Origin of the sequence: Phreatobacter sp. AB_2022a (genome assembly GCF_026847585.1) — a bacterium.
GTDB lineage: Bacteria > Pseudomonadota > Alphaproteobacteria > Rhizobiales > Phreatobacteraceae > Phreatobacter.
This window is the reverse complement of record NZ_JAPSET010000047.1, coordinates 1-22,920: the sequence shown is the minus strand read 5'-3', so window position 1 is coordinate 22,920 and position 22,920 is coordinate 1. Positions and strand designations below refer to the sequence as shown.

The 22,920-nt window shown below is 69.6% G+C and carries 20 protein-coding genes; 6 read left to right on the top strand and 14 right to left on the bottom strand.

The genetic code is table 11. From position 1 onward, the window contains the following. Nucleotides 1-31 precede the first annotated feature (31 nt). Nucleotides 32-775: a class I SAM-dependent DNA methyltransferase gene (locus OZ671_RS25865; protein ID WP_268863381.1), complete on the bottom strand. Its 744-nt coding sequence runs from the start codon at nucleotides 773-775 to the stop codon at nucleotides 32-34. Between the two features lie 159 nt (nucleotides 776-934). On the opposite strand from OZ671_RS25865, the gene OZ671_RS25860 reads away from it, so the two are divergent. Further along, nucleotides 935-1,288, top strand: coding sequence for a YunG family protein (locus OZ671_RS25860; RefSeq protein ID WP_268863380.1), 354 nt, complete (start codon nucleotides 935-937; stop codon nucleotides 1,286-1,288). 280 nt (nucleotides 1,289-1,568) lie between these two features. On the opposite strand, the gene OZ671_RS25855 is transcribed toward OZ671_RS25860, so the two are convergent. From OZ671_RS25855 to OZ671_RS25845, 3 genes are read right to left on the bottom strand one after another with little or no spacing between them, the layout of a single operon-like run. Continuing rightward, nucleotides 1,569-1,949: a cupin domain-containing protein gene (locus tag OZ671_RS25855; RefSeq protein WP_268863379.1), complete on the bottom strand. Its 381-nt coding sequence runs from the start codon at nucleotides 1,947-1,949 to the stop codon at nucleotides 1,569-1,571. 37 nt (nucleotides 1,950-1,986) lie between these two features. After that, the gene (locus OZ671_RS25850; RefSeq protein WP_268863378.1) at nucleotides 1,987-3,474 is read right to left on the bottom strand and encodes a 4-hydroxyphenylacetate 3-hydroxylase family protein; all 1,488 of its coding nucleotides are present in this window, start codon (nucleotides 3,472-3,474) and stop codon (nucleotides 1,987-1,989) included. 55 nt (nucleotides 3,475-3,529) lie between these two features. Beyond that, complete coding sequence (locus OZ671_RS25845; RefSeq protein WP_268863377.1) at nucleotides 3,530-4,075, bottom strand: flavin reductase family protein; 546 nt, start codon at nucleotides 4,073-4,075, stop codon at nucleotides 3,530-3,532. Nucleotides 4,076-4,412: 337 nt separating this feature from the next. On the opposite strand from OZ671_RS25845, the gene OZ671_RS25840 reads away from it, so the two are divergent. The 3 genes from OZ671_RS25840 to OZ671_RS25830 all read left to right on the top strand — a co-directional run bounded on the left by OZ671_RS25840 (nucleotide 4,413) and on the right by OZ671_RS25830 (nucleotide 7,045). Then, complete coding sequence (locus OZ671_RS25840) at nucleotides 4,413-4,940, top strand: MarR family winged helix-turn-helix transcriptional regulator (protein ID WP_268863405.1); 528 nt, start codon at nucleotides 4,413-4,415, stop codon at nucleotides 4,938-4,940. Nucleotides 4,941-4,965: 25 nt separating this feature from the next. After that, nucleotides 4,966-5,901 carry a LysR family transcriptional regulator gene (locus OZ671_RS25835; protein ID WP_268863376.1) on the top strand — a complete coding sequence of 312 codons (936 nt, stop codon included), beginning with the start codon at nucleotides 4,966-4,968 and terminating at the stop codon, nucleotides 5,899-5,901. A gap of 88 nt (nucleotides 5,902-5,989) precedes the next feature. Further along, on the top strand, nucleotides 5,990-7,045 hold the full coding sequence (locus OZ671_RS25830; RefSeq protein ID WP_268863375.1) for a threonine aldolase family protein: 1,056 nt from the start codon (nucleotides 5,990-5,992) through the stop codon (nucleotides 7,043-7,045). A gap of 10 nt (nucleotides 7,046-7,055) precedes the next feature. Here the strand turns inward: OZ671_RS25830 and OZ671_RS25825 are convergent, their stop codons facing one another. From OZ671_RS25825 to OZ671_RS25795, 7 genes are all read right to left on the bottom strand, one after another. After that, nucleotides 7,056-7,505 (bottom strand): GNAT family N-acetyltransferase, encoded by a 450-nt coding sequence (locus tag OZ671_RS25825; RefSeq protein WP_268863374.1) that lies wholly within the window; start codon nucleotides 7,503-7,505, stop codon nucleotides 7,056-7,058. Between the two features lie 103 nt (nucleotides 7,506-7,608). Then, nucleotides 7,609-8,814 carry an aminotransferase class V-fold PLP-dependent enzyme gene (locus OZ671_RS25820; protein ID WP_268863373.1) on the bottom strand — a complete coding sequence of 402 codons (1,206 nt, stop codon included), beginning with the start codon at nucleotides 8,812-8,814 and terminating at the stop codon, nucleotides 7,609-7,611. A 335-nt stretch (nucleotides 8,815-9,149) separates the two neighbouring features. After that, nucleotides 9,150-9,602, bottom strand: a complete 453-nt coding sequence (locus OZ671_RS25815; protein ID WP_268863372.1) for a cupin domain-containing protein — start codon at nucleotides 9,600-9,602, stop codon at nucleotides 9,150-9,152. 24 nt (nucleotides 9,603-9,626) lie between these two features. Then, nucleotides 9,627-10,232, bottom strand: a complete 606-nt coding sequence (locus tag OZ671_RS25810) for a TetR/AcrR family transcriptional regulator (RefSeq protein ID WP_268863371.1) — start codon at nucleotides 10,230-10,232, stop codon at nucleotides 9,627-9,629. A gap of 214 nt (nucleotides 10,233-10,446) precedes the next feature. Then, on the bottom strand, nucleotides 10,447-10,845 hold the full coding sequence (cueR, locus tag OZ671_RS25805) for a Cu(I)-responsive transcriptional regulator (RefSeq protein WP_038302069.1): 399 nt from the start codon (nucleotides 10,843-10,845) through the stop codon (nucleotides 10,447-10,449). Between the two features lie 87 nt (nucleotides 10,846-10,932). Then, nucleotides 10,933-12,453: a multicopper oxidase family protein gene (locus OZ671_RS25800; RefSeq protein ID WP_268863370.1), complete on the bottom strand. Its 1,521-nt coding sequence runs from the start codon at nucleotides 12,451-12,453 to the stop codon at nucleotides 10,933-10,935. A gap of 57 nt (nucleotides 12,454-12,510) precedes the next feature. Beyond that, nucleotides 12,511-15,009 (bottom strand): heavy metal translocating P-type ATPase, encoded by a 2,499-nt coding sequence (locus tag OZ671_RS25795; protein ID WP_268863369.1) that lies wholly within the window; start codon nucleotides 15,007-15,009, stop codon nucleotides 12,511-12,513. 268 nt (nucleotides 15,010-15,277) lie between these two features. On the opposite strand from OZ671_RS25795, the gene OZ671_RS25790 reads away from it, so the two are divergent. After that, nucleotides 15,278-15,475 (top strand): heavy-metal-associated domain-containing protein, encoded by a 198-nt coding sequence (locus tag OZ671_RS25790; RefSeq protein ID WP_268863368.1) that lies wholly within the window; start codon nucleotides 15,278-15,280, stop codon nucleotides 15,473-15,475. A 20-nt stretch (nucleotides 15,476-15,495) separates the two neighbouring features. Here OZ671_RS25790 and OZ671_RS25785 read toward each other — a convergent pair whose 3' ends face one another. After that, a complete protein-coding gene (locus tag OZ671_RS25785; RefSeq protein ID WP_268863367.1) occupies nucleotides 15,496-19,470 on the bottom strand; it encodes a bifunctional diguanylate cyclase/phosphodiesterase in 3,975 nt (1,324 codons plus the stop codon). 300 nt (nucleotides 19,471-19,770) lie between these two features. On the opposite strand from OZ671_RS25785, the gene irrA reads away from it, so the two are divergent. Continuing rightward, a complete protein-coding gene (gene irrA, locus OZ671_RS25780) occupies nucleotides 19,771-20,250 on the top strand; it encodes an iron response transcriptional regulator IrrA (protein WP_268863366.1) in 480 nt (159 codons plus the stop codon). On the opposite strand, the gene pobA is transcribed toward irrA, so the two are convergent. Beyond that, nucleotides 20,247-21,425, bottom strand: a complete 1,179-nt coding sequence (gene pobA, locus OZ671_RS25775) for a 4-hydroxybenzoate 3-monooxygenase (protein WP_268863365.1) — start codon at nucleotides 21,423-21,425, stop codon at nucleotides 20,247-20,249. The two genes, irrA and pobA, sit on opposite strands and share 4 nt — an antisense overlap. A 63-nt stretch (nucleotides 21,426-21,488) precedes the next feature. Continuing rightward, on the bottom strand, nucleotides 21,489-22,643 hold the full coding sequence (locus OZ671_RS25770) for an ABC transporter substrate-binding protein (RefSeq protein WP_268863364.1): 1,155 nt from the start codon (nucleotides 22,641-22,643) through the stop codon (nucleotides 21,489-21,491). Nucleotides 22,644-22,920 lie beyond the last annotated feature (277 nt).

The following is a 22,920-nucleotide window of genomic DNA, read 5'->3' as shown; positions in this document are numbered from 1 at the left end:
TCTCATGCAGGGCGCCGTTTGCGCCCTGCCCTCACGGCGCGGCGGGCAGCCGATAGACCGAGACGTGCGAACGCGACTCGGCAGTGAACGCGGAGCCGGTCCAGTCGGCGTGCCGGCTTTCCAAAGTGAAGCCGGCGAGCGCGGCCATGAGGTCGAGCTCGGCGGGCCAGATATAGCGGTGGCGCGAGCGGAACAGGCGGGCCTCGCGCCCCGCGCCGAAGCTGAAGTGATGCGACACGACATGCTGGTGCAGCACGTCGTAGGTATCGAGGCCGATATGCCCGGCTTCGGATTGCCAGACGACCGCGTCCTGTGTCGGTGGCAGCTTGCGCAGCTCCGGCACCCAGAGCTCGACGACGAAGCGGCCGCCGGGATCGAGATGGCGCGCGGCGTTGCGGAAGCAGGCGACCTGCTCGGCCTGGGTCAGGAGATTCGAGATCGTGTTGAACACGAGATAGACGAGGCCGTAGGTGCCGGGGGCCGCCGCGCTCGCCATGTCGCCGAGCACGACGGGAATCGCCGCCTCGTCGACCTTCCTGCGCAGCTCCGCCACCATGGCCGGCGACAGCTCGATGCCGGTGACCGGAACGCCGCGCTCCCTGAGCGGGACTGCCACGCGGCCGGTGCCGATGGCGAATTCGAGAACCCGGCGGCCCTGCGACAGCGCGGCGAGGCGCTCGACCGCCGGCTCCAGCACGGCAGGTGCGAACATGCCGGTTCCCGGCGTGTCGTAGCGCGCGGCGACCTCGCCGTCCCAGATGTCATCCGGTTGCATGGTCCCAATATGGGGCGGGGAGCGCGGATCGGCGAGTGCGCCGGCGCAACAGCCGTCCAGGGTTCGTCTGCGCCGGATCCGGCGGGATCGCGTCGGCCGGCTCTTTTGCGGCGACGCGAAACAGGCCAGGCTGCACGGCGCCACGGAGAGGATCACGAGATGCCGCCCGCCCTTCCGCAATTGCTGCCGATCCTGCGCGCGTGCTGGTCGCCCGAGACCAGCAGTCAATGGCGGCCGGACAATCCCGCGCGCGGCCAGTGCAATGTGACCTGCCTGGTCGTTAACGACCTGTATGGCGGCGATATTCTGAAGACGGAACTGCCGGAAGGCTGGCATTTCTACAATCGGATCGCCGGCGAGCGGCATGATCTCACGGCGGGCCAGTTCGATACGCCGCCAGCCTATACGGATGTCGCCAGCACCCGGCAGGAGGCGCTCGATGGCACGGCTGAGGACTGTTACGCCACCTTGAAGAAGAGAGTCGAAGCCGCCCTTGCCCGGACGCCGACCTGAGGTGGGCCGCGGCAGCACGCCGCCTCAGAGCGGACGTCGTGGCGGGACGCCACCGGCCTGGCGCGGACGATGCCGAGCCGGCCGGCGTCGCCGGTCCCTGCGCCAGGGTGATCTCATGAAGCCTGCGGATCCCAGAGCATCCACATTCTCCGTGCCGCGGCTTCAGGCGGTCGACGGGCTCGATGCCGATCGCCCGTCCATCGCCGCGACGGACGCGGCGAGCGCCCGCGAAAAAGGCCCGCCGGCGGGCGGCCGGCCTTCGTCGTCAGGGCGCGCGCGGTCAGGCCGGGTCGAAATAGTGGATCTCGAGCAGGAGGCAGCCGGCCTCCGACTTGAACGGCCCGTGGAAGGCGCCGGGCGGCCGGCAGGCATAGGTGAAGGGCTGGAACGGCGTGCCGCCGGCGCCCGCCTCGTCATTGCCGACGGTGAGGTCGCCCGAGACCAGGAAGACCTCCTCCCAATAGTCGTGGACGAAGGGCTTGGTGGTGAAGGTGCCCGCGTCGAACCTCAGGAGACGCGTGCGGCTGCCGCGGCGGTTCGCCTCGTCGAGCGCGCCCGACAGGATCTTCTGCTTGATGCCGGACGGATAGCCCTCGGGCACCTCCCAGCCGGCGGACATGTCGAGCGTATGGAATTCGTCGTGCAGTTTGTTGATGGGCATGGGCCTCACTCCCTTGGAAAGATGGCTTGCGCCTGGCTCACGCGGCCGGCGCTGCGGCGAGCTCCGGCACCTCGTCGGCCAGCGAATAGCCTTCGAGCATCAGGCCGAGCGCCCGCTCGGCGCCGGCCCAGTCGTAGCTGCGGAACGAATGGCCCTTGGTGACGAAGGTCGCGCCGGCGTAGAACATCTCGTACTGGGTATGGCGCGAGGCGAATTCCGAACCGACGGCATCCCAGGCGAGCTTGTAGAACTTGACCTTGTCGACGGCATTGGCGGCCGGCGACTGCTGGGTCTTCTCGATGAGGCTCGCGAGCTCCGGATTGCGGAAGTCCTCGACGGACGAGGGCAGCATGATCATGCCGCCGCCGGCAAGCTCGCGGAGCGTCGTCATGACCTTGGGATAGAGCTGCTGGGTCAGCGTCTGCGCGGCATAGAGCGTATGGGTGTGCGGCACGAAATAGCGGCCGCGCTGGGATCCCTTCACCTCCATGCAGGCGACCAGCGCGTCGACCATGCCGACCTCCGCCGCGAGCTGGCCGAGCGTCTCGCGCACCTGCGGGAAGCCGACGATGCCGTTGATGTCGGCGATGCGCCGCGCCAGGCCGATCAGGAAGCGCAGCTTGACCGACAGGCGGATCATCGCCTGGTAATTCTGGTAGACATGGGCCGGCGTCGCGTGGAACTGCTTCTGGCACATCTCGACATTGTCGACGACGAAGACGCGGTCCCACGGCACCTTGACGTCGTCGAAATAGAGCACCGCGTCGTTCTCGTCGAAACGGCTCGACAGGGGGTTGTCGAAGACCGAGCCGGCCGCCGCCTCGTAGGACTTGCGCGACAGGATCTTCAGGCCCTTGCTGTTCATCGGGATGGCGAAGGAATAGGCGTATTTCTCCTCGCCCGGCTGCAGCGGCTGGATGACGGTCACCAGCACCTCGTTGGCCATGATGCCGCCGGTCGCCAGCATTTTCGCGCCGCGCACGGTGATGCCGTCGCGATCGCGGTCGACCACGCCGGCGGCGAGGAACTCGCTCTTCTGCTGGGCCGCGCTCTTCGAGCGGTCGGCCTGCGGGTTGATGATCACATAGGTCAGGTAGAGATCGTTGTCGCGGGCATAGGCGTAGTAGTCGGCCAGAGCCCTGGCGCGCCTGGCGTCATAGGCCTCGAAGACCTCGAGCCCCATATACATGCCGGCAATGCAGGAGGCGACGTGATCGGGCGCCCGGCCCATGAAGCCGCCATGCAGCTCGGTCCAGGCCTCCAGCGCCTTGCGCCGCTCGACCAGCTCGGCATAGGAGCCGGGCAGTTGCCAGATGCGGTTGGCGACGACCCCGCTGTCGGGGGCGGCGAAGGTCATCAGCGCCCGGTTCTCCGGCGCGGAATGGAAATCGAACAGCCGGCCGGTGGAGCGGACGGCGTTGCGATAGGCCGGATGGGTGGTGACGTCGGCAACCTTGCGGCCATCGATATAGACCTCGCGGCCGTCTCTCAGCGACGCGATATGGTCCTTGCCGGTCTTCAGCATGACAGAGCCTCCCTCGGATGGCGCGGCATCCGGTGCGTTGAATTCGATGAGCTGGCTAATAATGAATGGGCAGCGGCCAGAGCGGCGCGCTGGCGCCCTCGCCGTCGACGCCGTGATAGCGTCCGCGGAAGAACAGGAGCGGCGGCGTCTCCGGCGCGGCCGGGGTCGAGAAGCGCAGGACCCGGCCGACGAAGATCAAATGGTCGCCGCCGTCGTAGCGGGCATAGGGCTCGCATTCGAAATGGGCGAGCGCATCCTTGATCAGCGGCGCCCCGGCATGGCCCGCGGCGCATTCCACGGCCGCCCATTTGTCGGCATTGGCGCGTGCGAACTGGTTCGACAGATGCTCCTGGCCGCGGCCGAGCACGTTCACCGCATAGCCCTTGGCGGCGATCAGCGCCGGCAGGCTGAGCACGCGGCGATCGGCGCTGAACAGGATCAGCGGCGGATCGATCGACACGGTGTTGAACGAGCTCATGGTCAGGCCGACCGGCTCGCCGTCGCCGCCGTCGGCGGTGATCACGGCGACACCGGTGGCGAATTGGCCGAGCGCCTGGCGGAACCGCCTGGCATCAAAGGCCGCGGGCGCGTCCGCCGCCATGCTCCTCTGCTCCCTCAGCATCGCACTATCTTTCTTATTTAGCTTGTAAACAAAGCTATCTACAAAAATTACACCCTGTCAAGCCCGGCCGTCCGGCGCGGCTAAGCGCCGGCGATCGCGGGGCAATACTGCTGTGAGCCGGCACCCGGCCCGCGCGCCGCGGCGGTGTCGATGACCGGGGAATTGCGCTATAGGGATTCGGACGCCCTCCTGCCCGGCGCGCACCGCGCGCCGGCGCGGACGGCATCGGGATCGATCAGGAATGGCCAGGCGGTCGGATATGGCGGGAAAGCGTGCAGCGACGGAACAGCCGGCCCCCGCGGCGCGGCCCTTGACCGTGTCGAGACCGGAACTGCTCAAGGACGGATCGGACCGGGCGTTCCGTCATTTCGTGCACGACACGCTGGCCTTTTCGGCGCGCATCCAGGAGGTGCGCGGCCGGCTCGGCGGGCTGATCGGGCTGACCAGCACCCAGTACACCATCCTCATTACCATCGCCCATCTCGCCCATCTCGCGGGACCTGCCGGCGTCGGCATCAATGCCGTGGCGGAGCACGTGCATTTGAGCGGCGCCTTCGTGACCATCGAGGTCAACAAGCTGGTGGCCAAGAAGCTGGTCTCGAAAGAGACCAGCGCCGAGGACCGCCGGCGCGTCAATCTGACCATCACGGCCAAGGCGCGCGGTCTGCTCGACGATCTGACCGCGGTGCAGGCGCCGGTCAACGATGCGCTGTTCGGCGACCTGACGGCCGAAGAGTTCGACATCCTGCGGACCATCATGACCCGGCTGGTCGAGACCGCGGGCCGATCGCTGCACCTGTTCGACTTCCTGGCCTCGGACGCGCGGACGGGCAGCGCCGGCTGAGGCCCGGCCGGAACGAGGATGCGCGATGCGGCTCAATCTCCGGCTGATCGAGTGCTTCAGGGCGGTGATGACCTCGGGCACCGTGACCGCCGCAGCCGAGATGCTGCATACCTCCCAGCCGGCGGTGAGCCGCGCGATCCAGCAGCTGGAGACGGCGGTGGGCCTCAGGCTGTTCGACCGGGTGAAGGGCCGGCTGGCGCCGACCGCCCCGGCGCTCGCCCTGTTCGAGGAGGTGGGCAAGACCTTTCTCGGCCTCGATCACCTCTCGCGCGTCGCGGCCAGCCTGAAGAGCTTCCCGCAAGGCAGCGTCAGCATCGTCTGCGCGCCGGCCTTCTCGCAAGGCTTCATCGCCGATGCCGCGCGGCGGTTCCTGGCGCAGCACGACGCGGTCAGCCTCAGCATCGAGACCCAGCCGTCGCCGACCATAGCCGAATGGCTCACCGGCCAGCGCTTCGATCTCGGCCTCGTCGCCTATCCGCTGACCCCGCCGGGCACGACGGCGCACCTGTTCGCCGAGCCCGACGAGGTCTGCGTCCTGCCGGAAGGACATGCGCTCGCCGGCCGCGACGTGGTGACGCCGGCCGATCTCGCGGACAGCGATTTCGTCTTTCTCGGCGGCAACGATCCCTATCGCTACAGGCTCGACCAGGTGTTCGAGGCCGCCGGCATTGCGCGGCGGCTGGTGGTGGAGACGCGCAATTCCGCCACGGCCTGCGCCCTGGTCGAACGCGGCGCCGGCATTGCCATCGTCAATCCGTTCACCGCGGTCGAATGTGCCGGACGCGGCCTCGTCGTCAGGCGCTTCGCCGCCAGCCTGCCCTTCACCGCCATGCTGGTCCGGGCCAGTCTCCGGCCGAGCTCGCCGCTGGTCGACCGGTTCGTCGCGGTGCTCGAGGCGACACGCGACGATTATCTCGCGCAGGCCGCGCGCCTCACCGGAGCCCATATCAGGACCGCATGACCTGCCGCCGCCTTGGCATTGGGCAAGCGGATCGCCGGCGGTCTAGCCTGGCGGGCGATCTTCGCGCCGACCCGAGGGAGCGCCCCCGATGACCACCGGCTTCATCGACCTCTACAGCGACACCAAGAGCCGCCCGACCGCCGCCATGCGCCAGTTCATGATGGCGGCGGAGGTCGGCGACGAGCAGAAGAACGAGGATCCGACGGTGCGGCGCCTGTGCGAGAGGGTCGCGACCCTGCTCGGCAAGGAGGCGGCGGTGCTGCTGCCCTCCGGCACGATGTGCAACGAGATCGCGCTCGCCGTGCATTGCCGGCCGGGCGACGAGGTGATCTGCCACCGCACCGCCCATATCATCCATTTCGAGGCCGGCGGCCCGGCGGTCATCGCCGGCGTCGTGCTGCGCGGCCTCGACGGGCAGGCCGGCCGCTTCGGCGCCGCCGACCTCGCGGCGGCCTGCCGGCCGGACAGCCGCCATGCGCCGCGCAGCCGCCTCGTCAGCGTCGAGCAGACCGCCAATCTCGGCGGCGGCGCGATCTGGCCGCTCCAGACGATCCGGGAGGTGATGGCGACTGCCCGCGCCGCGGGCCTTGCCGGACATCTCGACGGCGCCCGGCTGCTGAACGCCGTCGTCGCCAGCGGGGTCCCGGCGGCCGACTATGCCGCGCCCTTCGATTCCGCCTGGATCGACCTCACCAAGGGCCTCGGCGCGCCTGTCGGCGCGGTGCTCGCCGGCTCGGCCGGTTTCGTCCACGAGGCCTGGCGCTGGAAGCAGCGTCTCGGCGGCGCCATGCGCCAGGCCGGCATTCTCGCCGCCGCCGGCCTCCACGCGCTCGACCACCATGTCGAACGCCTTGCCGAGGACCACGCCCATGCGCGCCGGCTCGCCGAAGGACTCGCCGCCCTGCCGGGCGTCGCGATCGATCCGGCGACGGTGGAAACGAATATCGTCATCTTCGACATTGCCGGCACGGGCTGGCGCGCCGATCAGCTGGTGGCTGCCGCGGCGGCGCGGCAGGTCGGCCTCGGCGCCTTCGGCCCGACCACGGTGCGCGCGGTCACTCATCTCGACGTCAGCGGAACCGATATCGAGGCGGCGCTCGCCGCGATCGGCATGATCCTCGCCGGACCGGCGCCGAGGGGTTGAGGCGAGCGCGTCAACCCCTGCCGGGAATATCGTAGCGGGCGACGGTCTCGCCAGCAACGACCTCGCCGGTCTCGCAAAAGCCGAAACGGCGATAGAGCGCCGCGGCGCGGACATTCTCCGGGTGATAACTGATGATCACCCGGCTGCAGTCCGGCCGGCCGGCGAGCAGGGCAACGATGGCGGCGAGCGCGGCGCCGCCATGGCCGCGGCCTTGAAACCGCTGGTCGATCATCAGCCGATAGATCCAGTACTGGCCGTCGTCCGGGTCCAGCGCATACATGGCAAAGCCGACCGGCTCTCCCGCCGCGCGGATCATGAGCGGCACGCATTCCGGCCGCTCCGCCGCCTCGTCGAGCGAATCCTCGTTGCTGGCGATCAGATCGTCCTGATCCGGCGCGACCGACAGCGCAAGAGCGGCCGCGTGATCCTGAGGCTGGAGCGGCGTGACGGTGATGGTCATGGCTGATCCCGGTGCATGCGGCCGGCCTCCGACCGGCCGGCGCACACTGCATGGCCTCATTCCGATTGCACCGGCGTGACAAGGCGGCCGGGCAGCCGCGCTGTCAGCGCGTCACTTCGCCAGCGACGATCCCGGCGAACCGTTCGATATCCTCGGCGCTGGTATAGGCGTGCGGCGCGATGCGCAGGACCTCGCTCAGTCCCCGCGCGCGCAGCTCCCAGCGGGCATAGTCGAGACCGACCGTGGCCATGGCGATGCCGGCCCGGCGCAGCGTGTCGACGAGGCCGACCGCGATCGGCGCCGGCGGGGTGAAGGTGAGGAAGGCCGGCGCGCTGGCGATTGCCTCGTGGACGATGACGCCGTCGAGCGCGGCGAGGCGCGCATGGGCGAGCCGCAGGCGGTCGTCGATGATCGCCGCGATGCCGGCAATGCCGGCGTCGAGCGCATAGCTGATGGCGGCGCCGAGCCCGAGCCGGTTCGCCACGGCGAATTCGTAGCTTTCGAACCGATCGGCGCCCTCGCGCGGCGCATAGGTCCGCGGCCCGGTCCAGGGCGCGCCGCGCTGGTCGAGGCCGAGGGGCTCGGCAATGGCCAGGAGCGCGCGCTCGGAAAAGACGCCGATCGCCTGGCCGCGCGGGCCGCGCAGCCATTTGCGCGACGGCGTCACCATCACATCGGCACGCGCCGTCTCCCACATGAACGGGAAGCGGCCCATGACCTGCGAGGCGTCGAGAAAGAATAGCGCATGGTCCGGTCGCGGCAGGGCGCCGATCGCCGCCACCGGCTGGCGCTGACCGAAAGCGGTGGCGACCGCCGAGATCGCGATCAGCGCCACCCGCTCGTCGATCATCGCGCCGAGCGCCTCGGCATCGATCAGGCCGTCGGCACCGACCGGGATCACCTCGACCGACAGGCCGTCGTCGCGCGAGCGCTGCAGCAGGTTGAGGATGTTGCCGGCCCATTCGCTGCGCGAGACGAGCAGGCGCGCGCCGCGCGGCATGGCGAGACTGCGCATCGCCTGCGCCCAGAGCCGCGTCGCCGTCTCGGCGAAGGCGACCTGGTGCGGTGCGACGCCGAACAGCATGCCTGCCGCGCGCCGCGTCGCATCGAGCGCCGGCCGCGCGGCTTCGGCCGCCCAGTGCGGGCCGATGCGCGCCTCCTCGCGCAGATGCGCAATCACCGTCTCGGTGACCGGCCGGGCGGGCAGACCGGCTCCCGCGGCGTTGAGATGGGTGACGGTTGCGACACCCGGCGTATCGGCCCGCAGGCGCCGCGCGAGGTCGGCGGACGGGACGGCGGCTTCGGTCATGATCGCGGTCCGATCAGGCGTTCATCGGCAGGGCTCGGGCGCGCAGGAAACCGGGATCGGAGCGCCGATGCAAGGCCTTCGTGCTGTCGCACCGAAGGCGGCCGGCGGGACCAGCGCATTGGGGCGGCGCTCCGTGCATTTCGGCCGGTACGGGGCAGCGCTGGGTCCGGCGGATGCACTGCCCCCCGTCAGCCGATCGCGCACGCCGCTGATCGCCGCCCGCCACGTCTGGCGGTGGACCGTCCTTGAGCGATGGGTGGAGAGGAAGGTTCGGTCGACAAAGGCCGCCCGGAGCGCCGCACCTGCCGGCATGAGGAGAGCAGGGCGCCTGCCGCTCACGAGGCCATTTGCAGCGTTTCTATTCCATGACGTTGCATGGCAGCGCCGATCCGGGCGAGATCGGGCTCCTGCTGGGGCGCGGCCGTACCGATCTCGCGGAAGAAGGTCGTCATCGACGGCTCGACCAGCACCAGCAGGCGCGCCGGCCTGGTGCTCTCATTCATGTAGTTGTGCGGTGCATTTCCATCAATGCGTACCGCCGTCCCCGCCTTCGCGACGATGGTCACCGGCGGCTCGGCAGCGGCGAAATGCCGAATCGTGATCTCGCCGTCGACGACATAGAACAGTTCCGCCGAAGCATGGCGATGCGGCGGCGTACCGGAGCCGGGCGGAATTTCCACTTCGAGCAGTTCGGGGTTCGCAGCCGTAAGGCCGCCCAGGAACCGGACACGGTCGGCGACGACCCAGCAGGTCTCGCCATTCTCCGGGGTCGTGATATTGATGCTCATTGCCAAATCTCCTCGGCTTCGATGTCAGGTCCGCGGCACTGAACCCGCGGCGACCGCGGCCAGGATCGTTTCGAGCGCCCAGGAGGCCGCTTCTCCGGCCCGGGCGCCGGTGAGGCCGCCATAGTCCTTCAAGACCTCCCAGGCAGAGGCCGAATAGAGCAGATGCGCGAGCGCCTCGATCTTCCGCGCGTCAACCGGCGGAAGATCGGCAAGGCGAGGGGCGAGCGCCCTGGCAAAATGCCGGCGGCGGCCGGCGACCATTCCGGCGCGCATGTCACGCCCGGTGCGCGAGTGCAGCGAGGCACGGATGGCGGCCTCATGGGCGTCGAAACGCGGGAAGGCCTCCAGCGGCCCCTTGATGATCTCTTTCGCGTCCTTGGGGGCGATAGAGGCTCCCATCAGCGCGTTGAGCCAAGGCCAGAAGGCCGTCAGGAGATCATCCTTGGTGGGAAAATGACGGAAGACCGTGCGGCGCTGCACGCCCGCTTCACTGGCGATGGCATCCATGCTGATTTCATCGGGCGCGCCCGCGGCGCTCATCAACCGATACAGCGCGCCCAAGATCGCTTCCCGCGTCTCGCGCGCTTTCTCTTCTCTCAGAGGACTGTTGTAGCTGCGGGTTTCCGCCATGACCGCCATCCATAATTCATGACACTATCTGTGCCATGAAAATGGCTGCACGTCAATTGATGTCACTCGTCGTGCACTCAATCACTCCTGGCACCGCCGATCCGCGGAGCCACCGGTTCCGGACATCGATGCGGCGGGGGAGCGTGGCGCAAGACACTCGGGTGTCCGTCGAGCAGGCCGAAGGCGCGGCGCGACGAAGCGGCCGATCGCGCCCCTACTGCTCGCGCGCCCGGCCCGACAGCCCCTCGATGATCGGGCAGTCCGGCCGGTCGTCGCCGTGGCAGGTCTGGACGAGATGGCGGAGTGCGTTGCGCAGCTCGGTGAGCTCGGCGAGCTTGCGGTCGATCTCGCCGAGCTTGGTCTTGGCGATGGCCTTCACGTCGGCACTGGCGCGTTCCTTGTCGGAATAGAGCGAGAGCAGCTGGCGGCATTCCTCGACCGAGAAGCCGAGGCTGCGCGAGCGCTGCAGGAAGCGCAGGCGGTGGACGTCGGCCATCGAATAGTCGCGGTAGCCGTTGCCGGCCCGGTCGGAGCGGATGAGGCCGATATCCTCGTAGTAGCGGATGGTCTTGGCCGGCAGGCCGGACTTTTCCGATGCGGTGCCGATGTTCACGACGCGCTCACTCCTGATGGTGCGGCCATCCCTATAAAGGTTCCAGTCACGGGAAGGTCAAGGGGCGCAAATCCGCCCCTTCCCGCCTCAGGCCTCGTAGGCCATGGAGGTCATCATGCCGCCCTCCATATGGTAGAGGTGGTGGCAATGCAGGGCCCACCGGCCGGGATTGTCGGCGTCGAAGGCGACCGTCACCGAGCCCATGCCGGCCGGCACGAGCACGGTGTCGCGCAGCGCCCCCTGGAACCGCCTTCCGTTCACCGCCACGACCTGGAAATGATGGCCGTGCAGGTGCATGGGATGCGACATGCTGGTGCGGTTGACGAAGGTCAGCTCGAACCGGTCGCCGCGGCGCACGGCGAGCGGCCGGTCGCGGCCGTGGACCGCGCCGTCAAGGGTCCAGACATAGCCAGCGCCTTCGCCAAGGATCATGTCGTGGCGGCGCGTCGCGGCGCGCGCGGCGAGCGGCGTGGCGGCCCGCAGCCGCTGCTCGAGGCCGATGCCGACGGCCGGATAGGCCGCCTCGGCCTGGTCGCCGAGCCTGTCGACCCGCGCAGCCGGCGCCGCCAGGATGATGCCGGCGCGCAGGCGCCCGCCCTCCTGGACGGCCAGAACCGGCCAGGCCGAGGCCTGGCGCGGCAGGTCGACGAGAATGTCGAGGCGCTGCGCCACCGCCAGCTCGAAGCGCGAGCCGGCAAGCGGCTCGACCGGCATGCCGTCGACGGCGACGAGCCGGCCGCCGAGGGTGCCCAGATCGACCCAGAGATTGGTGCTGGCGGCGCCGTTGATCAGTCTGAGGCGGACGCGGCCGCTGCCCTCGACGGCAACGATCTCGGGATCGTCGAGCGTGCGGTCATTGGCCAGCAGGGCGTCATAGGCGACGTCCTGGAGATGCGCGGCCATGCCGGCCGGCGCGCCGCCGTGACCGGAATGGCTGCCGTGACCGCCATGAGCCATGTGGCCGCTCGTCGCCATGGCGCCGTGGCCCATTCCAGTGTGGCCCATGCCGCCATGGCCGGTCCCGCCATGACTTGTGCCGCCGTGTCCCATGCCGGCGTGACCCGTGCCGCAATGCCCGGCACCGCCGGCCAGCTCCGCCATGATCTCGCGCGGATCGCGGAAGGTGAAATCGTGGAACATCACCACCACCTCCTGGACGTCCGCGCCGGCCTCGGCGGGATCGCGGACGATCAGGGGCGCGGCAAGCAGGCGCTGCTCCTGCAGGCCGAAATGCGAATGCATCCAGTGGGTGCCCGGCCGCGCGACGGCGAAGTCGTAGTCGCGGCCGTCGCCGTCGGGAATGGGCTCCTGGGTGAGCCCGGCGACGCCGTCGTCCCGCCAGGGCGGCGTCAGGCCGTGCCAGTGCAGGCTGGTCGGCTCGCCGATGCGGTTCTCGACACGCACGCGGAACCGCTCGCCGGCGGTCATCACGAAGGGCCCGGCGCCATTGGCCTCGGTGATGCCGAAGACCTGCGCCGGCCGTCCCTTCACCGCGATGGTGCGCCGGACTGCGGTGAGGAGGCGCTGTCCCTCGGCGAGCGCCGGACGGGCCGGCAGGAGCAACGGCGAACCGAGCGCGAAGGCGGAGCCGGCAAGCGATGAAGCCATGAGATCACGTCTCGAAAGATGGGCCATGATGGTTCGTTCCGGATGAGCGGGCGGCCGTCAGGCGAGGGCCTGGCGGCCCGGCGCCGCGAAGCGCTTCAGGCGCATGGCATTGGCCAGCACGAAGACGCTGGAGAGCGCCATGGCGCCGGCGGCCAGCATGGGCGAGAGCAGCGTGCCGTTGAGCGGATAGAGCACGCCGGCCGCCACCGGGATGAGGCTGACATTGTAGGCGAAGGCCCAGAACAGGTTCTGCCGGATATTGGCCATGGTCGCCTTGGACAGGGCGATGGCGTTGGCGACGCCGGTGAGCTCGCCCGACATCAGCACGACATCAGCGCTTTCGATGGCGACATCCGTGCCGGTGCCGATGGCGATGCCGACATCGGCCGCCGCGAGCGCCGGTGCGTCGTTGATGCCGTCGCCGACGAAAGCCACCGCCCGGCCGCCGGCGGCGAGGCGCTTCACCGCCTCGACCTTGCCGTCGGGCAGCACTTCGGCCACCACCTCGTCGATGCCGAGCTCGGCGGCGACCGCCTGGGCGGTGCGCCGGTTGTCGCCGGTGATCATCGCCACCTTCAGGCCGAGCGCCTTGAGCGCGCGGATCGCTTCGCCGCTGGTCGGCTTGACCGGGTCGGCGACCGCGATGATCGCGGCGAGCCGGCCGTCGACCGCCGCATAGAGCGGGGTGCGCGCCTTGTCGCCCAGGCTCCGCGCCGCCTCGGCGAAAGCCTCGACGCCGATGCCGAGCTCGGCCATATAGCGGTCGGCGCCGACGGCGACCTGGCGGCCGCCGACCCGGGCGGCGACGCCGAAGCCCGGCACCGCCGCGAAGTCGACGGCTTCGGCGAGCACGAGACCCTGCTCCTCGGCCGCCGCGACGATGGCGGCCGCGACCGGATGTTCCGACTTCGCCTCGACCGCCGCGACCAGCGCCAGCACGCCGGCGCGATCGAAGCCCGCGGCCGGGACGAGATCGGTCAGATGAGGCCGGCCTGCGGTGAGCGTGCCGGTCTTGTCGAGCGCCACGACGTCGGTTGCCTTCAGCGACTGCAGCGCCTCGCCGTTGCGGAAGAGCACGCCGAGCTCGGCGGCGCGGCCGGTGCCGACCATGATCGAGGTCGGGGTGGCGAGGCCCATGGCGCAGGGGCAGGCGATGATCAGCACGGCCACCGCATTGACCAGAGCGAAGGTGACCGCCGGCTCCGGCCCGAAGGCCAGCCAGAGGACGAAGGTCAGGAGCGCCGCGGCCATGACCGCGGGCACGAACCAGGCGGTGACCTTGTCGACGAGGGCCTGGATCGGCAGCTTCGAGCCTTGCGCGGTCTCGACCATGCGGATGATCTGGGCGAGCAGGGTGTCGGCGCCCACCTTGGTGGCGCGATAGGTGAAGCTGCCGGTCTTATTGAGGGTGCCGCCGACGACCTCGGCGCCCTCGGCCTTGGCGACCGGAACCGGCTCGCCCGAGATCATCGATTCGTCGACGAAGGAGGAGCCAGTCAGCACGACGCCGTCGACCGGCACCTTGTCGCCCGGGCGCACCTCGACGACGTCGCCGGCGACCACCGCCTCGAGCGGCATCTCGACGAAGCCGCCGTCGCGGGCGACCCGCGCGGACTTCGCCTTGAGGCCCATCAGCCGCTTGATCGCTTCGCTGGTGCGTCCCTTGGCCTTGGCCTCCAGGAGCCGGCCGAGCAGGATCAGCGTGATGATCACCGCGGACGCCTCGTAATAGACATTGGCCGTGCCCTCCGGCAGGAGCCGGGGCGCGAAGGTCGCGACCACGGAATAGGCCCAGGCAGCGGTCGAGCCGAGGACGACCAGCGCGTTCATGTCGGGCGCGAGACGGATGAGTGCCGGCACGCCCTTGCGGTAGAAGCGCAGGCCCGGGCCGAACTGCACGATCGTGGCGAGCACGAAGAAGACGAGATAGAGCGACCGGTGCCCGATCGCCTCCATCAGCCAGAGATGCAGGTCCGGAATGAGATGGCCGCCCATCTCGGCGACGAAGATCGGCACGGTCAGCACGGCGGCAAGGGCGAAGTCGCGCTTGAGCGCGGAATAGTCGCGTGCCCGCGCCGCTTCGCGGCTGTCGGCCTCGCCCGCCGGCGCGGCACCGACGTGGCGCGGCTCGTAGCCGGCCTTGACGATGGCGGCATCGACCGCGGCGCGGACAGCCGATCCGGCCAGGGCCTCGACGCTGGCGCGCTCGGTGGCGAGATTGACCAAGGCCTTGACGATGCCGGGCACTGCGGCGATGGCGAGCTCGACCCGCCTGACGCAGGACGCGCAGGTCATGCCCGCGATCTCGACCTCGAAGCGCTCGACCGGCACCTCGTAGCCGGCCGTGGCGATCGCCGCGATCACGCCTTGCGGATCGGCGCCGGCGGCAAAGGCCACATCGGCGCTTTCGGTGGCGAGGTTGACGGTTGCGGCGGCGACGCCGGGCGCGGCGGCTATCGCCTGTTCGACCCGGCGCACGCAGGAGGCGCAGGTCATGCCGGAGATCGGGAATGTCTGGCGTGCCGCGAGGGCGGCGGTCTGGAGGGGCGCGTTCATGAGCCTCGACCTCTGTTCGTTCATCGTGGCCGACATCTCTAAAGGTTCCAGTTCCTGGAAGGTCAACAGGCCCGTGCGGTGATTCCTTCACGGCGGCCGCGCAGCGGCGCAAAGGCATGAGGAGAGCGGTTTCCGGCACGGGTGCGCGCGGTCCCCGCGCCCCTCGCCATGCGCGGACGCTGGCCGGCAAAAGACCGCTTGACCTTCCAGCCGCTGGAACGAGGACAGTGCGGCTCATGCGCGATCGACGCGCGGAGAAGAGGTTGTCATGCCGACATTCAAGGTTCCCAACATGACCTGCGGCCATTGCGCCGGGGCCGTCACCAAGGCCGTGCAGACGCTGGACGCCGGCGCCCGCGTCGAAATCGACCTGAAGAGCCAGACCATTTCGGTCGAGTCCTCGGCAGAGGCGGCGCGGATCGTCGCGGCGATCGAACGGGCCGGCTATCCGGTCGCAACGGCCTGAGACGGCGGCGACCGCGCCGGTCAGAAAATGGTTTCGAAGGGCCGCGGCCGGGCGATGGCGAAACCCTGGGCCCGGTCGATGCCCATGGCGCGGGCGAGCTCAAGCGTCGCCTCGTCCTCGACCTGCTCGGCCACCGTCTCGGCGCCGAGCCGGTGGCCGACCGCATTGATCGATTCGACGATCGCCCGATCGATCTCGTTATCCGCCATCTGCCGGATGAACCCGCCGTCGATCTTCAGACTGCTGACCGGAAACTGCCGCAGATAGGAGAAGGACGAGAGGCCGGTGCCGAAATCGTCGAGCACGACGCCGCAGCCAGCCGCGCGCGCCCGGCCGAGGAAGCCGCGGGCGGCGGTGAGATTGTTGATGACCGCCGTCTCGGTGATTTCGAGATGGAGTCGCCCGGGCGCGAGGCCGGACGCGTCGAGCTCCTCCTGCAGATAAGGCCAGAGAAAGGGATCGTTCAGCGAATTGGCCGAGAGGTTGATCGCGATCGACAGGTCCGCCGCGGCCTTCAGCCGATCGCCATGGGTCCGCAACGTCGTACGAATGACCCAGCGGTCGATATTGCCCATCAGGTCGAAGCGCTCGGAGGCCGGGATGAAGGCCGAGGGCTCGACGACATTGCCGTTCTCGTCCAGCATCCGCAGCAGGATCTCGAAATGGCGGCCTCCGGCCGGCGCCGCCGCGAGGCTGACCACCTCCTGGGCGAACAGGCAGAAGCGGTCGGCCTCGATCGCGTGGCGGATGCCGGCCGCCACCTGGACCTGCCGGTGGTTGCGATGGGCGGCACTGCCGGCGCCGCCATAGACGGCCACCTGGTTGCGGCCCGCGGCCTTGGCGGTGTAGCAGGCAATGTCCGCCTCGCTCAGCCACTCGTCGATCCGGCGCGCCGGCGGACCGATCACGGTGAGGCCGACGCTGGCACCGACCTGGTAGGGCCGCTCGTCCCAGACGAAGCCGATCGCGCCGAGATCGCGCAGCAAAGCCAGGGCGATCTTTTCCCCCTTCTCGGGCGTGCAGTCGCCGAGCAGAAGGCCGAACTCGTCGCCGCCGAGGCGCGCGGCGGCATCGCCGGCCCGGCAGTTGCGGCGCAGCACGCCGGCGACATCCCGCAGCAGGGCATCGCCCGCGGCGTGGCCGGCGCTGTCATTGACGAGCTTGAACCGGTCGAGATCGATGAAGCAGAGCACATGCGGGCGGCCGGAGGCGAGCGCCGCTTCGCCGGCGGAACCAAGGGCGCGCTCGAAGGCTGTGCGGTTGAGCAAGCCGGTCAGGCTGTCGTGATTGGCCTGATGCTCCAGCGCCTGCTGCAGCGTGCGGGCCCGGGTGACGTCCTGGAACACCAGCACGGCGCCGATGACCTCGCCGGAGGCCGTGCGCACGGGCGCGGCCGAATCGCGGACATTGCGCCGCTCGCCGTCGCGGGCGAGCAGCACCGCGCCCTCGTTGAGGTAGAAGGGCTGCAGGCGCGCGAGGCAGGTCTCGACCGGATCGGCGATCGGCTCGCCGGTCGCCTCGTCGACGATCCTGAACACCTCGCGCAGGGGCTTGCCCACCGCCTCCGCCGCCGGCCAGCCGGTCATCGCCTCCGCCACCGGATTCATGAAGGTGACACGTGCCTGGGCATCGGTGGAGATCACGGAATCGCCGATCGAGTGAAGCGTGATCCTCAGCCGCTCCTTCTCCTCGAACAGCGCCTCGGCCAGTTCCTTGTGATCGGTGATGTCCCAGTTCATGCCGACCGCGCGGACCGGCGCGCCGGCGTCGTCGCGAATGACGCGGGCGAGCGAACGGACATGGCGCTGCGTGCCCGAGCGCTGCCGGCGGATGCGGAAGTCCATGCTGAACAGCGAGGTCTGCTCGACCGCGAGGTCGTAGCGGCGCAGCACTTCCGCGACGTCGTCAGGATGGAGGAAGCTGAGCCATTGCTCGAGCGTGCCGTCGAAGCCGCCCGGCGCGAGCTCGTAGAGCTCGTACATCCTGGCGTCCCAGGTAAAGTGACTGCGCGCGAAGTCGAGCTCGAAAATGCCGGCGCCGGCCGCTTCGACCGCGAGCTGCAGCCGCTGGTTCAGCGCCAGCATCGCCTCCTCGGCCCGCTTGCGGGCCGTGATGTCGGCGAGGGTTCCGACCACCCGCTGCGGCTGGCCATCGGGCGCTCGCTCGATGACCTTGCCGCGCCCGTACATCCAGCGCCAGGTGCCGTCCTTGGCGCGCATGCGCATCTCCAGCGCGAAGTCCGGCGCATCGCCCCGGTAATGCGCCTCGATCGCGGCGCGGCAGCGCGGCAGGTCCTCCGGATGGACACGGTCGGACCATTCGTTGCGTGTCGGGCCGATCTCGTGGTCGGCATAGCCGAGCATGGCCTTCCAGCGATGCGAATAGAAGATATGGCCGCTCGCGATATCGTAGTCCCAGAGGCCGTCGCCGGCGCCCTCGACGGCGAACTGCCAGCGCAGCTCGCTGCGGCGCAGCTCGGCCTCGGCGACCTTCGCCGCGGTGACGTCGCGCGACACGCCGATCAGCCCGACCACCTCGCCATTCGCGTCGCGACGCGGCGCCCAGGTGGAGGAATAGATCTGCAGCCTGCCGCGCACGATGGCGCTGAGTTCGTTGGTCTCGGCCTGGCCGGTCGCGAGCACCCGGCTTTCCGTCTCGGCGACCGAATTGGCGACGGCGGCGGGCAGGACGTCATGCGCCGTCCTGCCGATGATCTCGGGGGCGGGCAGGCCGATCGCCGCCTCGGTCGCCTTGTTGGCGAGGATGTACCGGCCGGCGAGATCCTTGGCCATGATCAGGTCGGGCGAGCCGTCCATGACCGCCTGCAGCAGGGCGACCGCGTCGTTGAGCTGGCGCGCACGCTCGACATCGGCCGAAATGTCCCAGCAGGCGCCGATGCCGCGTTCGATGGCGCCGTCGGCACCACGGATCAGGCGCACCGAATTCCTGATGTGCCTGATCGCGCCCTCGGGACCGACCCGCACCCGGTAATCGAACTGATAGTCGGCTCCCTCGCGGAGGGCCGCCTCTCGAATCGCCAGCACGCGGTCGAGATCGTCGGGATGCACCAGCCGGCGGAAGCCCTCGGCCGTCGCGTCGAAGGTCTCGGGCGTCACGCCGTGCAGCTCGTAGGTGCGCGCATCCCAGTGGCGCGTGCCGGCGGGATAATCGACCGAGAAGATGCCGATACGGCCGACTGCGAGCGCGATCTCGAGCCGCTCGCTGGTCTCCTGGAGGCGCCGTTCCATCGCCTTCTGGGCGCTGATGTCGGTGATGGTGCCCACCAGCCTGAGCGATTCGCCGTTCGGCCCGCGCTTCAGCACCTTGCCGCGCGAGCGGATCCACACCCAGTGGCCGTCGGCATGGCGCAGCCGGTAGACCTCGTCATGGACAGGGACGCGGCCGATAATGGTGTCCCGGACCGATTGCGAAAGCCGCGCACGGTCGTCGGGATGGGTGGCGGCCAGCCACTCGTCCGGTCCCACGGTCATCTCGGCCGCCGGCAGGCCGAGAATGCTCTTGGCCTGCGGCGAGACCCACATCTGCCCGGCGAGGATGTCGGTGTCCCACACGGCCTGATCGGCGGCGAGCAAGGCCTGGTGCCAGCGCCACTCGTCGCGGGCCAGCGCCAGCTCGGCGCGCTTCTGGGCCTCGATGTCGACGAGCTCGAACAGGATGCGTGACGGTCCGGCGCCATTCTGCCCGGCGAGCGGCGTGAGGCTGGCCAGGACATGGAACACGCGCCCGTCACCCGCGATGCAGCGCCGCTCGACGCCGTGCTGCGCGCCGGGATCGCCAAGCCCGGCGCGATCCGCGGGATGAATGACGTCCTCTGGCGCCAGGCCGACACAGGCGGCCGGCTCCCGGGCGACGAGACGCGCGAAGGCGGCATTGGCGTGCAGGCAGCGGCGGTCCGCATCGAGCAGCGCCATGCCGACCGAAGCGTGGTCGACGAGGCCGCGCAGCAGATCGCTCTCCTCTGCCGGGGCGGGCATCCCTCCGCGACCGCCTGACTGCCGGGCAATCTTCTTCGTTTGCCGATTTTCGATTGCCATCACAACAACCGCGACTGGCCGAGAATGCAACGCCCCCAGGGGAAGCGTGCATCGTTGTCTGCCGCCGCGCAAGCGGTCCGTGCTGCCGGCCGCCAGCGGGCGCTCCGCGGCCTTGCTGCGAGGTTGCCGCCGGCGCATCGCCGGCAGGGGCCGCGGCAGCCGCGCTTGCGGGGAAATTATCTATTTGCAAATGATAGTCATTTGCAAATAATACCGCGTGCGGAAGGAGAGCCGGACATCATGCATGCGCCCCTGACACCCGCGGAACGGGCTCGGCTCCAGTCGCCGCTGCGGCTTGGCGATCCGCCGGCGCAGGCGGGGGCGGGCATCGCCGGGCGCCTCCGGGCTGCCGGGCTGCGGCCGACCCGCCAGCGATGCGCGCTCGCCATTCTGCTCTTCTCCGGCCGCCCGCGGCACGTCACGGCCTCCGGCCTCGCGGGTGAAGCCGCGGCGTCCGGCGTCCGGCTGTCGCTCGCCACCGTCTACAACACGCTGAACCAGTTCACCGCGGCCGGCCTGCTCGCCCGCCTCGGGATCGGCGGCGAGCTTGCCGTCTTCGACACGGACCCGGCCCACCACCATCATTTCCACCTTCACGAGGAAGGCCGGCTCATCGATGTGCCTGCGGCCGCGATCGGCTTCGGTCGCCTGCCGGCGCCGCCAGCCGGCTATGCCGTCGCCAGGATCGATGTCGTCATCCGCCTCAGGCGGATCGCCTAGAAGGGCAGGCCGACATAGTTCTCGGACAACGAGGTCATCGCCGCCCTGGACGACACCAGATAGGCGAGGTCGGCTTCCTGGATCCGCTGATCGAAGGTCGTCGCCTGCGGGAACCGGTGCAGCATCGTGGTCATCCACCAGGAGAAGCGCACCGCCTTCCAGATGCGGGCCAGCGCGCGTACGGAATAGGCGTCAAGGCCGGCACCGGACTGCTCGCCATAATGCTCGATCAGTCCCTCGGAGAGATAGCGGACGTCGCTGACAGCAAGGTTGAGCCCCTTGGCGCCGGTCGGCGGTACGATATGGGCGGCATCGCCGACCAGGAACAGGCGGCCGAAGCGCAAGGGCTCGGCGACGAAGCTGCGCAGCGGCGCGATCGACTTTTCGAAGGACGGGCCGACCACCACGCGCGCGGCCGAGGCCGGATCGAGCCGGCGGCGCAACTCATCCCAGAACCGCTCGTCGGTCCAGTCCTCGACGTGGTCGTCGATCGGACACTGCACGTAGTAGCGGCTGCGGGTGAGCGAGCGCATCGAGCAGAGCGCGAAGCCACGCGGCGAATTGGCATAGATCAGCTCGTGGTCCACCGGCGGCACGTCGGCGAGAATGCCGAGCCAGCCAAAGGGATAGACCCGCTCATAGGTCGCGATCGCGCCGTCGGGCACACTGGCGCGCGAGATGCCGTGATAGCCGTCGCAGCCGGCAATGAAGTCGCAGGCGATCTCATGTCCGACGCCGTCCTTGACATAGGTGACCCTCGGCGACACCCCGTCGAAGTCGAGCGGGGTCACCGCCTCCGCCTCGTAGATGGTCCGGGCGCCGAAGGCCTCGCGCGCCGCCATCAGGTCGCGCGTCACCTCGGTCTGGCCATAGACGGTCACCGCCTTGCCGGTCAGCTCGGTCAGGTCGATGCGGTGCAGGCTGCGATCGAAGCAGAGCGAGATGCCGTGATGGACGAGGCCATCCTCGGCCAGGCGCTCGCCAACGCCGGCGGCGGTCAGGAGATCCACCGTGCCCTGTTCGAGGACGCCGGCGCGCACGCGCGCCAGCACATAGTCCTTCGACCGGCGTTCCAGGATCACGTTGTCGATGCCGGCCCGGTCGAGGATCTGGCCGAGCAGCAGCCCCGATGGCCCCGCGCCGATGATGACGACCTTGGTCCGCGTCACGCTCATGGTCCGTACTCGCTGCATGCGGCGGGCGGCGCGGCCTGCCGGCTGTGCCGCCCCTCGTCGATATCAGGACACGAGCGCCCAGTTGCCGTCCTTCACGGTGATCAGCACGCGGGCGCGCTCGTCGACCCCGTAGCGGTCGGTCTCGGTGAAGTTGAACACGCCCTGGCTCGCGTTGATGTCGCGCTCGGTGAGCATGGCCTTGCGGATCGCCTCGCGGAATTCGGGCGTGCCGGGCCTCGCCTCCTTGATTGCCACGGGCACGACCCGTTTCAGCACCTCGTAGGCATCGAAGGCATGGGCGCCGAACTGGGTGCGCGTGTCCTTGCCGTATTTGGCCTCGTAGGCGGTGACATAGGCGAGGCCCGGCGCCTTGGTGGCGGCGCTGTCGGGCAGGAGCTCGGGCGCGATCACCGGGCCCGAAGCCATGATGACGCCTTCCGCCGCGCGGCCGGCAATGCGGATGAAATCACGGGTCACCGCGCCATGGGTGTGATAGATTGGTCCGGCATAGCCGCGCTCCTTCAGCGCGATCTGCGGCAGGGCGGCGCCCGTGCCGGAGCCGGCGACCAGCACGGCATCGGGCCGCGCGGCGATGATCTTCAGCGTCTGGCCGGCGACCGAGGTATCGGCGCGGGCATAACGTTCGTCGGCCGCAAGCTTCAGCCCGGCGGCCTCGCCCTGGGCCTTGAACTCGCGCAGCCAGAGATCGCCCCAGGAATCGGAAAAGCCGATCATCGCGACATTGCGCACATTGTTGCGCTTCATGTGGTCGAACAGCGCCTTGGCCATCAGCGAGACCGGCTGCGGCAGCACCACGCTCCACTTCTCACGGCCGGCGACCGGGATCGGCGCGAAGGAGAAATGCGGCACGCCGGCCTCCGCCGCGACGTTGGAGACGGCGATGCCGGGCGGGGTGGTCGAGGAGCCGAGCAGCACGTCGACCTTGTCCTGGGCGACGAAACGGCGGGCATTGGTGGTGGCCGCGGTCGGGTCGCCGGCATCGTCGAGCACGATGGCCCGCACCTTCACGCCGCCGATCTCGGTCGGCATGATGTCCAGGGTGTTGCGCGCCGGGATGCCCAGCGCCGCCGCCGGCCCGGTGATCGAAATGGTCGCGCCGAGCGTGATTTCCGGCGCCTGCGCCCCGGCACGGCCGGTCCAGCCGGCAAGGCCGGCGGCGGCGCCCAGCACAGTGGACCTCCTGGTCAGTCGGATCATCGTCTTCCTCCCTCAAATGCCGGCGCGGGGCCGTTTCTCGGCACGGCCTTGGATGCGCCATGGCGGCGAAATCTGCCATGGACGCGAATTGTTGGATAGCCCACGATCGGCGTCGCGACCCGGCATGCACAAGGCGCGGACGGAACCACTTCTTGCCGCGGAACGTTGACCCGCCACGATGAGGGACGCGGCAGGCAGCGCGGAGCGCGCGACCAGGGGCACAGGGGCATCCGGCCTCGCCGTGCCGATGGCGCTCGGCCTTGCCGCGGCGACGATC

Coding starts and splice junctions, on each gene's coding strand:
- OZ671_RS25865 (WP_268863381.1), bottom strand. CDS start 775: ATGCAACCGGATGACATCTGGGACGGCGAGGTCGCCGCGCGCTACGAC.
- OZ671_RS25860 (WP_268863380.1), top strand. CDS start 935: ATGCCGCCCGCCCTTCCGCAATTGCTGCCGATCCTGCGCGCGTGCTGG.
- OZ671_RS25855 (WP_268863379.1), bottom strand. CDS start 1,949: ATGCCCATCAACAAACTGCACGACGAATTCCATACGCTCGACATGTCC.
- OZ671_RS25850 (WP_268863378.1), bottom strand. CDS start 3,474: ATGCTGAAGACCGGCAAGGACCATATCGCGTCGCTGAGAGACGGCCGC.
- OZ671_RS25845 (WP_268863377.1), bottom strand. CDS start 4,075: ATGGCGGCGGACGCGCCCGCGGCCTTTGATGCCAGGCGGTTCCGCCAG.
- OZ671_RS25835 (WP_268863376.1), top strand. CDS start 4,966: ATGCGGCTCAATCTCCGGCTGATCGAGTGCTTCAGGGCGGTGATGACC.
- OZ671_RS25830 (WP_268863375.1), top strand. CDS start 5,990: ATGACCACCGGCTTCATCGACCTCTACAGCGACACCAAGAGCCGCCCG.
- OZ671_RS25825 (WP_268863374.1), bottom strand. CDS start 7,505: ATGACCATCACCGTCACGCCGCTCCAGCCTCAGGATCACGCGGCCGCT.
- OZ671_RS25820 (WP_268863373.1), bottom strand. CDS start 8,814: ATGACCGAAGCCGCCGTCCCGTCCGCCGACCTCGCGCGGCGCCTGCGG.
- OZ671_RS25815 (WP_268863372.1), bottom strand. CDS start 9,602: ATGAGCATCAATATCACGACCCCGGAGAATGGCGAGACCTGCTGGGTC.
- OZ671_RS25810 (WP_268863371.1), bottom strand. CDS start 10,232: ATGGCGGAAACCCGCAGCTACAACAGTCCTCTGAGAGAAGAGAAAGCG.
- OZ671_RS25800 (WP_268863370.1), bottom strand. CDS start 12,453: ATGGCTTCATCGCTTGCCGGCTCCGCCTTCGCGCTCGGTTCGCCGTTG.
- OZ671_RS25795 (WP_268863369.1), bottom strand. CDS start 15,009: ATGAACGCGCCCCTCCAGACCGCCGCCCTCGCGGCACGCCAGACATTC.
- OZ671_RS25790 (WP_268863368.1), top strand. CDS start 15,278: ATGCCGACATTCAAGGTTCCCAACATGACCTGCGGCCATTGCGCCGGG.
- OZ671_RS25785 (WP_268863367.1), bottom strand. CDS start 19,470: ATGCCCGCCCCGGCAGAGGAGAGCGATCTGCTGCGCGGCCTCGTCGAC.
- irrA (WP_268863366.1), top strand. CDS start 19,771: ATGCATGCGCCCCTGACACCCGCGGAACGGGCTCGGCTCCAGTCGCCG.
- pobA (WP_268863365.1), bottom strand. CDS start 21,425: ATGAGCGTGACGCGGACCAAGGTCGTCATCATCGGCGCGGGGCCATCG.
- OZ671_RS25770 (WP_268863364.1), bottom strand. CDS start 22,643: ATGATCCGACTGACCAGGAGGTCCACTGTGCTGGGCGCCGCCGCCGGC.